Origin of the sequence: Flavobacterium nitratireducens (genome assembly GCF_029625335.1) — a bacterium.
Taxonomy (GTDB): Bacteria; Bacteroidota; Bacteroidia; order Flavobacteriales; family Flavobacteriaceae; genus Flavobacterium; species Flavobacterium nitratireducens.
On sequence record NZ_CP121111.1, the window covers coordinates 171,786 to 184,294 of the forward strand.

General features: G+C 32.5%; 13 protein-coding genes and 1 pseudogene. 4 read left to right on the forward strand and 10 right to left on the reverse strand.

Annotation, left to right across the window (positions count from 1 at the left end; translation table 11 throughout):
* Nucleotides 1–61: 61 nt before the first annotated feature.
* The 8 genes and pseudogenes from P5P90_RS00845 to rsfS form a co-directional block, all read right to left on the reverse strand.
* Nucleotides 62–1,659 (reverse strand): annotated as a pseudogene (locus P5P90_RS00845) (OstA-like protein).
* 206 nt (nucleotides 1,660–1,865) lie between these two features.
* Nucleotides 1,866–2,678: a superoxide dismutase gene (locus P5P90_RS00850; RefSeq protein WP_422851718.1), complete on the reverse strand. Its 813-nt coding sequence runs from the start codon at nucleotides 2,676–2,678 to the stop codon at nucleotides 1,866–1,868.
* A complete protein-coding gene (locus tag P5P90_RS00855; protein WP_278035371.1) occupies nucleotides 2,656–2,916 on the reverse strand; it encodes an acyl-CoA-binding protein in 261 nt (86 codons plus the stop codon). The genes P5P90_RS00850 and P5P90_RS00855 overlap by 23 nt, the downstream gene beginning before the upstream one ends.
* The gene (locus tag P5P90_RS00860) at nucleotides 2,916–3,566 is read right to left on the reverse strand and encodes a phosphatidylserine decarboxylase family protein (protein WP_278035372.1); all 651 of its coding nucleotides are present in this window, start codon (nucleotides 3,564–3,566) and stop codon (nucleotides 2,916–2,918) included. Before P5P90_RS00860 ends, P5P90_RS00855 begins: the two co-directional genes overlap by 1 nt.
* Nucleotides 3,556–4,446 carry a phosphatidate cytidylyltransferase gene (locus P5P90_RS00865; RefSeq protein ID WP_278035373.1) on the reverse strand — a complete coding sequence of 297 codons (891 nt, stop codon included), beginning with the start codon at nucleotides 4,444–4,446 and terminating at the stop codon, nucleotides 3,556–3,558. Before P5P90_RS00865 ends, P5P90_RS00860 begins: the two co-directional genes overlap by 11 nt.
* A 1-nt stretch (nucleotide 4,447) precedes the next feature.
* Complete coding sequence (locus tag P5P90_RS00870; protein WP_278035374.1) at nucleotides 4,448–5,050, reverse strand: lactate utilization protein B/C; 603 nt, start codon at nucleotides 5,048–5,050, stop codon at nucleotides 4,448–4,450.
* 110 nt (nucleotides 5,051–5,160) lie between these two features.
* The gene (ftsH, locus tag P5P90_RS00875) at nucleotides 5,161–7,086 is read right to left on the reverse strand and encodes an ATP-dependent zinc metalloprotease FtsH (protein WP_278035375.1); all 1,926 of its coding nucleotides are present in this window, start codon (nucleotides 7,084–7,086) and stop codon (nucleotides 5,161–5,163) included.
* Between the two features lie 17 nt (nucleotides 7,087–7,103).
* Nucleotides 7,104–7,475 (reverse strand): ribosome silencing factor, encoded by a 372-nt coding sequence (gene rsfS / locus P5P90_RS00880; RefSeq protein ID WP_026715516.1) that lies wholly within the window; start codon nucleotides 7,473–7,475, stop codon nucleotides 7,104–7,106.
* Between the two features lie 96 nt (nucleotides 7,476–7,571).
* Between rsfS and P5P90_RS00885 the strand changes: the two genes are divergently transcribed.
* The 3 genes from P5P90_RS00885 (at nucleotide 7,572) to P5P90_RS00895 (ending at nucleotide 10,732) form a co-directional block, all read left to right on the forward strand.
* A complete protein-coding gene (locus P5P90_RS00885) occupies nucleotides 7,572–8,300 on the forward strand; it encodes a biotin--[acetyl-CoA-carboxylase] ligase (protein WP_278035376.1) in 729 nt (242 codons plus the stop codon).
* A gap of 329 nt (nucleotides 8,301–8,629) precedes the next feature.
* Nucleotides 8,630–10,315 carry a sodium/sugar symporter gene (locus P5P90_RS00890; RefSeq protein WP_278035377.1) on the forward strand — a complete coding sequence of 562 codons (1,686 nt, stop codon included), beginning with the start codon at nucleotides 8,630–8,632 and terminating at the stop codon, nucleotides 10,313–10,315.
* Nucleotides 10,316–10,510: 195 nt separating this feature from the next.
* Nucleotides 10,511–10,732 (forward strand): LutC/YkgG family protein, encoded by a 222-nt coding sequence (locus P5P90_RS00895; protein WP_278035378.1) that lies wholly within the window; start codon nucleotides 10,511–10,513, stop codon nucleotides 10,730–10,732.
* 167 nt (nucleotides 10,733–10,899) lie between these two features.
* On the opposite strand, the gene msrB is transcribed toward P5P90_RS00895, so the two are convergent.
* Both msrB and P5P90_RS00905 read right to left on the reverse strand, forming a co-directional pair.
* Nucleotides 10,900–11,346 (reverse strand): peptide-methionine (R)-S-oxide reductase MsrB, encoded by a 447-nt coding sequence (msrB, locus tag P5P90_RS00900; RefSeq protein ID WP_278035379.1) that lies wholly within the window; start codon nucleotides 11,344–11,346, stop codon nucleotides 10,900–10,902.
* Nucleotides 11,347–11,353: 7 nt separating this feature from the next.
* On the reverse strand, nucleotides 11,354–11,791 hold the full coding sequence (locus tag P5P90_RS00905) for an META domain-containing protein (RefSeq protein ID WP_278035380.1): 438 nt from the start codon (nucleotides 11,789–11,791) through the stop codon (nucleotides 11,354–11,356).
* Nucleotides 11,792–11,973: 182 nt separating this feature from the next.
* On the opposite strand from P5P90_RS00905, the gene P5P90_RS00910 reads away from it, so the two are divergent.
* On the forward strand, nucleotides 11,974–12,444 hold the full coding sequence (locus tag P5P90_RS00910) for an OsmC family protein (RefSeq protein ID WP_278035381.1): 471 nt from the start codon (nucleotides 11,974–11,976) through the stop codon (nucleotides 12,442–12,444).
* Nucleotides 12,445–12,509 lie beyond the last annotated feature (65 nt).

Below are 12,509 nucleotides of genomic sequence, written 5' to 3' on the forward strand. Positions count from 1 at the left end.
TTTGTTACAATTTAGATTTAGTATAGTATTCTGTTTTCTGCCTTCTGAAACTGAAAACTGCCTACTTCTTTTTCTTCTTTTTATCGTAATTCAATGTTTCTTTCCTGATTTTCATTGGAACGTTTTTCTTAGCAGCGTCTTTTTTAGTATCAGCAATCATTTTGTCGTTGTATTGATTCTCTTCTTCAGGAAAGATATCGTCTTTAGATTTTATTCGTTCGTCAGCCCGCCATTTGAAGCCTTTAAATTTCCTTTCGTATTCGCTAAGTTCTTCTTCAGGATAGATATCTCCATCTACTTGTTGAAAAAACGTGATGGTTTCAATAGCATTTTTATCGAAAAGAATACTGATTTTACTGCTTACATTTTTATTGATTCCAATGAGTTCCTTGTCATCATTTCGCATGTAATAAATGACCTCGGCGTTTTTAACAATGTCTACATCGTGGAGTTTACCTTCTTCGAATTTGCCATAGAGGTTCATTCCCTTTATTTGATTGTATCCCGTTCCTAATGTGTCTTTGGAAATGATAAAGGTGTTGTTAAGTACTTTTAAGGAATCGAGTTTTTCTGTTTTTTTATTCCCTATGAGGTGCATAATATCGCCAGTAATTTGACTTTCTCCATTCCATAATATGGGGTTGCCTATGAGTTTTGTTAGAGCGATTTTGGTGCTAGAATGTATAGAATCACATTTTCCGCTCATATCTGTTTTAAAGAAACGAACATTATTAAACGCACGAATTATTCGGTCGCCTTCTTTGCCCGTTACCATTATTTTTTTACCATGTATATAAACCGAATCATTTTGAACGAAGTTTATAGCTAATGCTCTTTTAGTAACAAACATGGAGTCTTTTTCTGGAATATTTCGGCATAATGACCTTTGACGATACCACGATTAATCGAATCGGTAATTTTTACATTTCGCGTAGCTGAAGCAAATTCTTTGTTACGATCATAATACAAACTATCACCTTGAATCAATCGATCATTGTATTTGATATATGATTTTCGCAGAAAATGGGCTAGATTTTTCTTCGTATCATAAAAGCCCTTTTCAGTATAAATATAATTGTTTTTGCTGGTTATGGTTGAAGGTCCAAAAAGATAGGAATGCCCTGAATTGCTATAATAATCAAGATGATCTGATTTAATAACATATTTAGGATTCGTAATGGTTACCGCAGTCAAAAACTGAAATTTCTTTTGAGCTACATAATATTTTCCAGAATTACTTTCTAAAGTATTTTCATTGTTTGTAATTACCCCTTTAGTATTGTAAAATGCTTCTTGGGTATTACGATCAAAATTAATTGTATCTGTTTTTAAAGTAGAGTCGGGTGTGCTTAAAACAGCATCTCCAGTAGCGAATGCTTTTTTTACATTTCCGTTGTACTCGGCATATTTACTGTTTAAATAAAGAGTGTCTCCTTGAACTAATTGTACATTACCAAAAGCTTTAATGTAGTTTTCTTTTTGAAAATAGTAGGCTTTGTTACAACTTAAAACGGCACCATCGTGATTTACGACCACATTTCCAGTTAATAAAAAAGCGTCTGGCATTTCTGCCTGATTAACATCGGCAAAATCAGAATGTTCAATGATGATTTTTTTAGGAGTTTGCGCTTTTACTTGTATTGAAGTAACAAAAAACAAACTAAAACAGATGAAAAATAGCGATTTACTCAAGGGTGTATATTTTTGTCAAATTTATAAAAAAGGACGCAAACCCAATAAATATTACTGTTTATTTATGATTTTGATAAGAGAGTTTTATTTGTAGTAATGTTGTTGATTACAACAAAAAATGCCGACGTTTATTTTAAAATAAGGCGTCGGCATTTTATTGGTTTGAAATTATATCAATACTGTTTGATAAATGAGTTTTTGTAATTTTCATTGACATTATTCCAGTCAATAATAGCAAAAAAAGCATCAATATAGGTTTTTCGACGGTATTGGTAACCCAAATAATAAGCGTGTTCCCAAAGGTCTAATGCTAAAATAGGTGTTCCTGGCACAGCGGCATTTCTCATTAAGGGATTGTCTTGATTTTGTGTACTGGTGATTTTTAGTTTTCCAGCTTTGTCTACAATTAACCAAACCCAAGCTGAACCAAATTGTAAACTTGCTTCTTGTATGAAAGCATTTTTGAAGTCGTTAAAAGATCCAAAATCTCTATCAATTACGGATGCTATAGTGTCTTTTGGTGTTCCTCCGCCTTTAGGGCCAATAGATTTCCAGTATAAGGAGTGGTTATAAAATCCTCCAGCATTATTTCTTAATTCAGTATCATTTATATCAAGTTTGGCTAAAATGTTTTCGATAGACATATTTTCGTATTCCGTACCAGCAATGGCTTTGTTTAGATTATTGGTATACGATAAATAGTGTTTCGAATAATGAACTTCTAATGTTAAAGGGGATAGAGAAGGCGCTAAATCATCATAGTTATAGGGCAGTTTGTCCAATAAAAAAGAGCCAGGGTCTGCTTTTACATCATCTGGAAAACCAATAGAGATTTTTTCTTCAGCTGTAGGAAGTGGAACTTCGACAACTTCAGTTAGTTTTTTCTTATTGCATGAAACTAAAAAACTTAAAAAAATAGGCTTGCTGTGGTAAAGAAAAGCTTTTTCATGAATTGTATTATTTTCAAAGCGAATTAATGATTTCAATATAGTTTTCTTTGGCTTCATCTACCGAAAGATGACTGATTTGCATCCAAGCATTTGTTTTAAAGGCATCTCTTAGATGAAAATTAGAAGTTTGTCTAATTCCTAATGTACCTATTGTTGCTTGTTTGTAAAAGGCATAAAGTCTTAGCTGCACATCTTGAGGTAAAGATGCTTGAGTCATTTTTGAAGCTTTTTCAACCGCTTCGTTAAACCGAGTATCTAAATCTTTTTGAGTCATTATTTTTTTGCAATAACAGTTTTTCCTCCAATTGCTTTTTGGTTTAAAACTACATCTACTGGAGTTCCTAAAGGTAAGAATAAATCTACTCTGGAACCAAATTTAATAAAACCTGCATCAGTACCTTGTACTACCTGCATTCCTTCTTCCGCATAATTAACAATTCGGCGTGCTAGTGCACCAGCAATTTGACGGTATAAAACAGCTCCGAATGTGTTGTTTTCAACGACAACAGTTGTTCTCTCGTTTTCTTCACTTGCTTTTGGATGCCAAGCCACTAGGAATTTACCAGGATGATATTTACTAAATTTAATAATTCCACTCATGGCATATCGAGTTACGTGAACATTAATTGGCGACATGAAAATAGACACCTGTAAACGTTTGTCTTTGAAATATTCACCTTCGTATACTTCTTCGATAACAACCACTTTACCGTCAACAGGAGCAAGAATTTGATTTTCGTTTATAATCAAAGGTCTTTTAGGGTTTCTAAAGAATTGTAATACGATAACTAAAACTAAGAAAGCAAAGAGTTGAACGAGCATTCTTAGCCATTCGATATCAATAAATTTATCAGCAAGTAATAATACTGCCACGGTAAAAACCGAACTTAAAAAAATAGATGGAATTCCTTCTTTATGAAACATAATTTAAAATTTGGTAAAATAAAAATATTATTGGTGCTACAAATATAACACTATCTAGTCTATCTAGTACACCTCCATGACCAGGCATAATGTTTCCACTGTCTTTTACTCCAGCAATTCTTTTGAATTTGGATTCTATTAAATCTCCAATGGTTCCAAAAATACCAACAATAGTTGCAATTGATGTCCATATTAAAATGGATTGCTGACTGAATTCGGGTTTTGGACTAATGTAATATTTGGAGATTAAATAACCAGCAAAAATGGCAAAAATGATACCTCCTAAAAATCCTTCAATTGTTTTTTTAGGCGAAATTCGTTCGAGTAATTTATGTTTCCCAATTGATTTCCCAACGATGTAGGCAAAAGTATCATTGGTCCAAATTAGAAGGAATAAACCAATGATGATTTTTGGGTTGTAATCTTTGATACCAAATGAAATTTTAGTTATAAATACAAATGGTAGTGTTATGTAACCAAATAAATAAAGGTATTTAGAAGAAGTACTAATTTTTTGAACACTGTCGTAAAAAAGAAAAAGAATACATTTTACTGAAACTACGAGTGTGGTTGCTAATAAAATGATGTTAAGTAGTTCAATGTTTATCGTGATTTCAATGTTTGTCCCTAGATAATCATTGATAGTTGTAGTAGTTAGTGTATTGTAATGACTAATAAGGGTAATAGTTGTATATACTAAGAATGCAGCAATTAACGGAAGCACTTTATTTACTTGCGTTAGATTGCAAAATTCAGAGATAGCAATCAGTAAAAAAATACCGAAAAGGATAAAAAAACTTTCGGTTGAGAATAATATAGAAGCTAATAATAATACAATGTAAATAGCGCCTGATATTGATCTTTTTAGAGTTTCATTCATTTTAAAGATCTTCTAAAAGCAATAAATAAAGATTTTTTGCGGAGCTTCCATATTGTGTGAAGTCTTCTTCTTTCGCTTTTTCAAAATATTTTATAGCAGTAATATTGGTAGGGTAGTCTCTTTCGTATTTCTTTTTAATTGCACTAAGACCATCACTTTTCATTGCAAGTATTTGACTTGTTGTAGCCAAAACAACTATGTTTGTTGGTAGTTCGTTTGGTTTATGTTGCTTGATTTGTTTAGATGAAAATAGGATAGAACCTTCTTCAGCAATTAAATTTTCACAACTCGAAAGTAAGAATTTAGGGTTTGTAGGCTTATTATAAACTAGTTTATTTTCGTCTAACAAATAAAATAACTTAGTATCGTAACATAGTACTTCACTTTCGAACCAATCGTTTTCTTCTAAAATATTTTCAAATTGATCCTTAACTTCTTGATCATTTTCACAGTAGATAAATTTACCTCCATTTTTTTTGAAATTGTAGATAAAACGCTCGTCAACAGAGATGTTGCTATCAGAAAAAAAGTTGTTGTTTTGGCTTTCTTTTTCTTCATCTGAAGGTGAAACACTAGATCCAAAAAGTTTTCTAAAAAGACTCATATTTTGTAAGGTACTTAATGTTTTATTTGTAACCGTTCAAAGATAAAAAAATCTTAATTCAAAACGAGGTTTTGAATTAAGATTTTAAATTATTTATATTAAGTGTCTTATTAAGAGACTGTTTCTTCAAGATTTTTGTCAAAACTTCTTTTTCCAAAAATAGCTTCTAAATCGTCTTTAAAAATAACTTCTTTTTCGATAAGAATATCAGCAAGTTGATTTAGTTTATCTTTGTTTTCTTCTAAGATTTGAATAGCTCTTTGGTATTGATTTTCAATCAATAAAGAAATTTCTTTATCTATGATTTGAGCTGTTTCATCCGAATAAGGTTTAGAAAAATTATATTCACTTTGTCCTGTTGAATCGTAATAAGTTACATTACCTATTTTCTCATTCAGTCCATAAACCGTAACCATTGCTCGGGCTTGTCTTGTTACTTTTTCTAAATCGCTTAATGCTCCAGTAGAGATTTTGTTGAAAGTAACTTTCTCGGCAGCACGTCCACCCATAGTTGCACACATCTCATCTAGCATTTGCTCAGTACGAACAATTTGACGTTCCTCTGGCAAGTACCAAGCAGCACCTAAGCTTTGACCTCTAGGAACAATGGTGACTTTGATTAGAGGTGCAGCGTGTTCTAACATCCAACTTACAGTTGCGTGTCCTGCCTCGTGAATGGCAATTGCTTTTTTCTCTTCAGGAGTAATGATTTTATTCTTTTTCTCTAATCCACCTACAATACGGTCAACTGCATCAAGGAAATCTTGTTTGTCAACTGCAGTTTTGTTATTACGAGCGGCTATTAATGCAGCTTCATTACATACGTTAGCTATATCAGCTCCAGAGAAACCTGGTGTTTGTTTGGCTAAAAAGTCTAAATCTAAACCTTCTACTTTTTTCAAAGGCGCTAAGTGAACTTTGAATATTTCGGCACGTTCACGTACATCTGGTAAATCAACAAAAATTTGTCTGTCAAAACGTCCTGCACGCATTAAGGCTTTGTCTAAAACATCGGCTCTGTTAGTTGCAGCTAAAACAATAACATTTGAATTAGAACCAAAACCATCCATTTCGGTTAGTAATTGATTTAAAGTATTTTCTCTTTCGTCATTACCTCCAGAGAAATTATTTTTACCTCTAGCGCGACCTACAGCGTCAATTTCGTCAATGAAAATGATAGCAGGAGATTTTTCTTTAGCTTGTTTGAATAAGTCACGTACTCTTGAAGCACCAACTCCGACAAACATTTCTACGAAATCTGACCCTGAAAGTGAGAAAAAGGGAACTTGAGCTTCTCCGGCAACCGCTTTTGCTAATAATGTTTTTCCTGTTCCAGGAGGTCCTACAAGTAAAGCGCCTTTTGGGATTTTACCTCCTAGGTTTGTGAATTTTTCAGGATTTTTAAGGAATTCAACAATTTCTTGAATTTCTTCTTTAGCTCCTTCTAATCCAGCTACATCTTTAAAAGTGGTTTTAACATCGGTTTTTTCGTCAAAAAGTTTCGCTTTTGATTTTCCAATGTTGAAAATTTGCCCACCGCCACCAGCGCCACCACCAGACATTTTACGCATGATAAAAATCCATACTGCGATGATAATGATTACCGGAAGTAAGCTAATAATGATATCTGACCAATTGCTTGCTTCTTTAAAATCGTAATCAACCAGTTTTTTTTCTTCTTTGGCTTTGTCTAATTTTTCTTGAAATGATTTTAAATCACCAAATTTTGTGGTGTAATGTGGGCCTTTGTTAGGGCGATCAAAGATGTCTTTTGCCACCTTTTTGTTAGAAGGGTTTTTTAATCCTTTTTCTGAAAGGTAAATTTCGGCATCTTTATTATTGAAAATAATAACATTTTTTATGTCTCCTTTGGCTAACATGTTGTCAATGTTAGACGATTTTAGCTGAGCTGGTTCTTGTAAGTTAGTACTACCCGTAACAAAGCTTATAAATAAGAAAATAAGCAAGATGGCAGTATAAACTAACCATGGACTTATTCTAAATTTGTTTGGGTTTGGATTGTTGTCTTTTGCCATTATTTTTTATCTTACTTTTAGTATTTGTTTGCAATTGTAGTAATTTTTGCATCTCCCCACAAACTTTCGATATTATAATATTCTCTAATTTGTTTTTGGAAAACATGCACCACGATGTTCACATAGTCCATAAGTACCCATTCGGCATTGTCAGTTCCTTCAACATGCCAAGGTTTATCTTTTATTTCTTTGGAAACTATTTTTTGGATGGAGTTAACAATTGCGTTAACTTGGGTATTTGAATTTCCGTTGCAGATAACAAAATAGTCGCAAACTGCGCTATCTATTTCTCTAAGATCGAGAATATCTATGTCATTTCCTTTTACTTCTTCTATTCCTTTGATAATGTTTGCAAGCAATGCATCATTATTTACAGTCTTTTTTGCCATGAATTATTTTTATAATAAGTGTGTAAAGTTACCATTTTTTGTGATTATTTTTGAACCTTAACATAATATTAAAAAATGTTACAAAAATAATTCCTAATGAAACTTATCAAACTCGATGCCATAGACTCTACAAATGATTTTTTGAAAGCCTTGTCTGCTTCTCAAGAACTAGAGAATTTTACTGTGGTAACTGCTGAAAACCAAACTAAAGGAAAAGGACAAATGGGAGCGGTTTGGAATTCGGAAAAGTCTAAGAATTTGATAATGAGTGTTTTTGTTAAGGATTTATTATTAAATGTAGAAGCGATTTATCTGCTTAATATTGCAACTTCGTTAGCGATAATTCAAGTGTTGAAGGATCAAAAAATTAATAATTTAAAGATAAAATGGCCTAACGACATTATGTCAGATAATTTTAAATTGGCTGGCATTCTTATTGAAAATAGTTTCAAAAGTGATGGTTCTATAACGTCTATAATAGGTGTTGGTTTGAATGTAAATCAAACTAATTTTGAGAACCTTCCTAAAGCATCCTCTATGGCAGTTGTGTCTAATTCCTATTTTGATAAAGATCAATTAGTAGAGTTAATCGTAAATCAATTGAAAGAGTATATAAAATTAATTGGTTCTCATTCTCAAAAATTGTGGGCAGAATACATGGATTTACTTTTCAAGAAAGGGATACCTATGCCTTTTACTATAGGTGACAATAAGCCTATTATGGGGATAATTACAAGTGTTACTAAGCAAGGAAAATTAACGGTACTTCATGAAGATGATAGTCTAGTAGATTATGGTCTTAAAGAAATACAATTGTTGTATTGAATTAGGTAATCAAGATTGTATTCTAAATTTATTTATTTTAAAAAAAATCATCTTTTTTTTATTTCTAAATGCATGTTGTATAGTGTTTTGTGTTTTTTTAAAAGTTAAATGTTATTTGAACACTTAAAAGCATGATGGAAATAAGTATTTTTATTTTACTTTTGGATTTCGTTTTTCGTAAAAAATAGAATATAATAAAATTAATGTTTAATTTTTTATGGGTAAAATTATCGAAATTCGTAAGCTTTACAAGCTTAAAATTTAAGTCTTGTTAAAAGTATTGTGTATTAATCTAACAACCAATAATTAATAATTTAAAACTTTTTTTTATGAGCTCAACTCTCGGATTTGCAGATTATGCAGTCTTTATAATTTACTTTTTAATAGTATCTGTTTATGGATACATTGTTTATCGCAAGCGCGAAAAAAACGAACACGATGCTAAGGCGTATTTCTTAGCCGAAGGAACTTTGACATGGTGGGCTATTGGAGCTTCATTGATTGCCTCTAATATTTCTGCAGAGCAGTTTATTGGGATGAGTGGAGAAGGTTTCTTCTTAGGGATTGCAGTTGCTGCCTACGAGTGGGTTGCTGCTATTGCCTTAATCATTATTGCGATTTGGTTTATTCCTGTTTATTTGAAAAACAAGATCTATACCATGCCACAATTCTTAAAAACAAGATACAATGAAACTACAGCATTGATTATGGCTGTTTTCTGGTTGTTTTTATATGTTTTTGTAAACTTAACTTCTATTTTATACTTAGGAGCTGTAGCGATTAACGGATTAGCAGGAGGAGAATATCTTCATGTAATTATGTTAGGTTTAGCGGTATTTGCTTTGATTATCTCTCTTGGAGGTATGAAAGTAGTAGCCTATACAGATGTTATTCAAGTAGCGGTATTGATTATTGGAGGTTTAGTGACTTCTTATATTGCTTTGACAACAGTAGGAGAATATTTTGGAGTAGGAAAAGATGCTATTGCTGGATTCAATGTATTAATGCAGGAAGCGCCAGAGCATTTCAAAATGATTATTCCACGTCCAACAGCTACTTCTACACAATTAGAAATTGATAAATACCTTACTTTCCCTGGAATTTTATCTTATTTAGCAGGTATCTGGATTATCAACTTGAACTATTGGGGATGTAACCAATACATCACACAAAGAGCACTTGGAGCTGACTTAACTACAGCTCGTACAGGAATTTTATTTGCAGGATTGTTAAAATTATTAATGCCTGTAATTGTAATGTTACCTGGTATTGCTGCTTATGTTTTAAACGAAGGAGGTCATTTACCGCAATTAGTAGGAGGAAAAGACGGTGCTTACTCGGCGATGTTGACATTCTTGCCTACAGGATTAAAAGGATTATCGGTGGCAGCATTAACAGCAGCTATTGTAGCTTCGTTAGCAGGTAAAGTAAACAGTATTTCTACGATTTATACTTTAGACGTTCATAAAAAATACATTCAAAAAAGTGCTTCAGATAGAGCTCAGGTAAACATTGGTAGATATGCTGTTTTTGCTTCTATGGTTTTAGCAGTATTATTCACATGGAATGATGTTTTAGGAATTGGCGGAGTTGGAGGATTTACCTATATCCAAAAGTATACAGGATTTATTAGTCCTGGAGTATTTGCTATGTTCTTCTTAGGGATGTTCTGGAAGCGTACAACAGGAACTGCAGCTATTGTGGGAGTATTAGCAGGATTCTTATTATCAGTATTGTTTAATGAATATGCACCAGCATTGTTTGGAAATGAAACGTTCTTATACACTGCTTGGCCAAATGGGAAAGGTGGATTTGAAATTCCATTCCACATTTGTATGGGATTATCATTTATGTTCACTATGCTTTTAATGGTTGCAGTGAGTTTCGCAGGACCAAAAGTGAACCCTAAAGCTTTTGAATTGGATACTGAAATGTTCAAGGTAAAACCACAAACAACAGTATTAATTATCATTACTTTATTAATTATCGCAGCTTTATACGTGAAGTTCTGGTAGGATTACAATAATAGTTTTAAATGCAAAAATGTGGAGTTGAATTTGTTCGACTTCACATTTTTTTTTTTTGATAATTATTTACAAACAATAGTTTTTATTGAATTGCCGCATAGTTTACAAAATGTAGAATTAGCTATTGTGAAAGCGCATTTTGGAGTGGCTGAAAATTCAGCGCTTTAGGTTACAGATGCCATTTTGGGTCAAAGAGTTTCTCCATTTATTCCGCAATATTTAGCAATTATTGTAAATAAGAAAGATATTGTTCCCTTCATGCAACAAGCCTATGAGCGAATAGGTGATTTAGATTATGGTTTTGGAACTTTCATTACAGGGCCTTCTAAAACAGCAGATATAGAGCAATCATTAGTACTTGGAGCCCACGGAGCCAGAGGATTGACCGTTTTTTTGATGAATTAATATTTTTAGTTATATACCATTAAGGGATTAAGAGGATTTAGAATTTGTTTTCAACTTAATTCTTCAAATATAAAAGCCGACAAGTTTTGAAACTGTCGGCTTTGTTTTTTTACTTTTTGAAGAATAAAAACTTAATGAACTTAATTTCTTAATGGTTTTAAAAACTATTATTCTTTGATTTTTTCAATTGAAACCGCATTGATACAATAGCGTAAACCACCCGGAGGAGGTCCGTCAGGAAAAACGTGACCTAAATGCGCATCGCATACATTACAGACGCATTCTATACGAATCATGCCATAACTTACATCCTTGTGATAGGCTACATTTTCGATGGCTATAGGTTGTGTAAAGGATGGCCAGCCTGTTCCACTTTGGAATTTAGTAGTTGAATCAAAAAGAGGAGTTTTGCAACATTTGCAGGCATATTTTCCCGCCTCAAAAAGATTACACATTTCTGAACTATGGGCTCTTTCTGTTCCTTTTTGTCGGGTTACATAATATTCTTCGGCAGTTAATTGAGCTTCCCATTCAGCATCTGTTTTTACCACTCGGTTTGGAGGTGTAGGGTTGCCGTGGGAGGTAAATTTTATAAGGTCGTTCCAGTTTAACATAATTCATTTATTTAAGATATACCGCTACAAATTTTGCTAGAGGAGCCATTCGAGCTATATTCAATTGTAAGGTATCATTTTTAACGGAATAATTATCTGTCATTTTTAAAATATTTAAAAAAGCTTCTTCAACAGTTGGTTTGATACAAGCCATTTCTGTGGCAATCATTTGTGAAAAAGAAATCCTATTTGTTATAGTGTCTAATACATAAGTGCCTGAAAAAGAATTGCAACTACTGTTTCCTATAATCCTATTGTCATTGGATTTTAAAATAAAATGAGGTTCTTTTACAAAATTTCCAGCGGTAACTTTCTCACCATTAATTTCAATTAGTTTCCAATATTTTTCGGTAACAGTCAAATTTTGATTGTTTTGATTATTTATTTTAGCTGTATTACAAGCAAATAAAAAGGGAGCTAGGGAAAACAATATTATTTTTTTCATCTTTTACAATTTGAGGCTGAATGATTCTAATTCGGTTTTGTGATTGAGTTATCATTCGGTTGTGAAACAAAGGTAAAGAAGCCGTTTCTTTTACAATGTTTACAAAATCCTAAATTTTAAGTTTTCAAATAGAAAAGAGGATAAGCCTTATTTGGTTATATTTGAATTTTCAACCTAATTCTATGGCTTTTAAACATTTATTTAAGACAAAATTAAATTGGAGTTCTACAACTGAAAAAACAGCTATTAAGAGAAGATACAGTAAAACGCACCAAATAGCTATTGAAGGAAAACCTGTTTTAAACGTATCAGCTGCTAAAGCATTTAAAGGTGATCCTGCATTGTATAATCCAGAAGATTTATTGCTGAGTGCCGTAGTTTCCTGTCACATGATGTCTTATTTGTATGTTTGTTCCCAAAACGAAATTGATGTTGTTTCTTATCAGGATAATGCCGAAGCCGATTTAGAAGTAGCACATGATGGTTCTGGACGAATTGTTGAAATTCGTTTGTATCCAAAAGTGGTGATAGTACAAAAAGATAAAACAGCATTAGCCAAGCAGTTACACGCTAAAGCGGCTGAACTTTGTTTTATAGCCAACTCTTGTAATTTCCCCATAATCCATTTTCCTACTTGTGAAGCTGTTGATTAGCTTTTAGCAGTTATTTGATTTGCATTTCGTTTATAACTCTTGGTAAATTTGTTTTAGTGTCCATT

What these genes read in the sequence shown, in the direction of transcription:
- P5P90_RS00855 (WP_278035371.1), bottom strand. Translation starts at nt 2,916, where the DNA reads ATGACTCAAAAAGATTTAGATACTCGGTTTAACGAAGCGGTTGAAAAA.
- P5P90_RS00860 (WP_278035372.1), bottom strand. Translation starts at nt 3,566, where the DNA reads ATGTTTCATAAAGAAGGAATTCCATCTATTTTTTTAAGTTCGGTTTTT.
- P5P90_RS00865 (WP_278035373.1), bottom strand. Translation starts at nt 4,446, where the DNA reads ATGAATGAAACTCTAAAAAGATCAATATCAGGCGCTATTTACATTGTA.
- P5P90_RS00870 (WP_278035374.1), bottom strand. Translation starts at nt 5,050, where the DNA reads ATGAGTCTTTTTAGAAAACTTTTTGGATCTAGTGTTTCACCTTCAGAT.
- ftsH (WP_278035375.1), bottom strand. Translation starts at nt 7,086, where the DNA reads ATGGCAAAAGACAACAATCCAAACCCAAACAAATTTAGAATAAGTCCA.
- rsfS (WP_026715516.1), bottom strand. Translation starts at nt 7,475, where the DNA reads ATGGCAAAAAAGACTGTAAATAATGATGCATTGCTTGCAAACATTATC.
- P5P90_RS00885 (WP_278035376.1), top strand. Translation starts at nt 7,572, where the DNA reads ATGAAACTTATCAAACTCGATGCCATAGACTCTACAAATGATTTTTTG.
- P5P90_RS00890 (WP_278035377.1), top strand. Translation starts at nt 8,630, where the DNA reads ATGAGCTCAACTCTCGGATTTGCAGATTATGCAGTCTTTATAATTTAC.
- msrB (WP_278035379.1), bottom strand. Translation starts at nt 11,346, where the DNA reads ATGTTAAACTGGAACGACCTTATAAAATTTACCTCCCACGGCAACCCT.
- P5P90_RS00905 (WP_278035380.1), bottom strand. Translation starts at nt 11,791, where the DNA reads ATGAAAAAAATAATATTGTTTTCCCTAGCTCCCTTTTTATTTGCTTGT.
- P5P90_RS00910 (WP_278035381.1), top strand. Translation starts at nt 11,974, where the DNA reads ATGGCTTTTAAACATTTATTTAAGACAAAATTAAATTGGAGTTCTACA.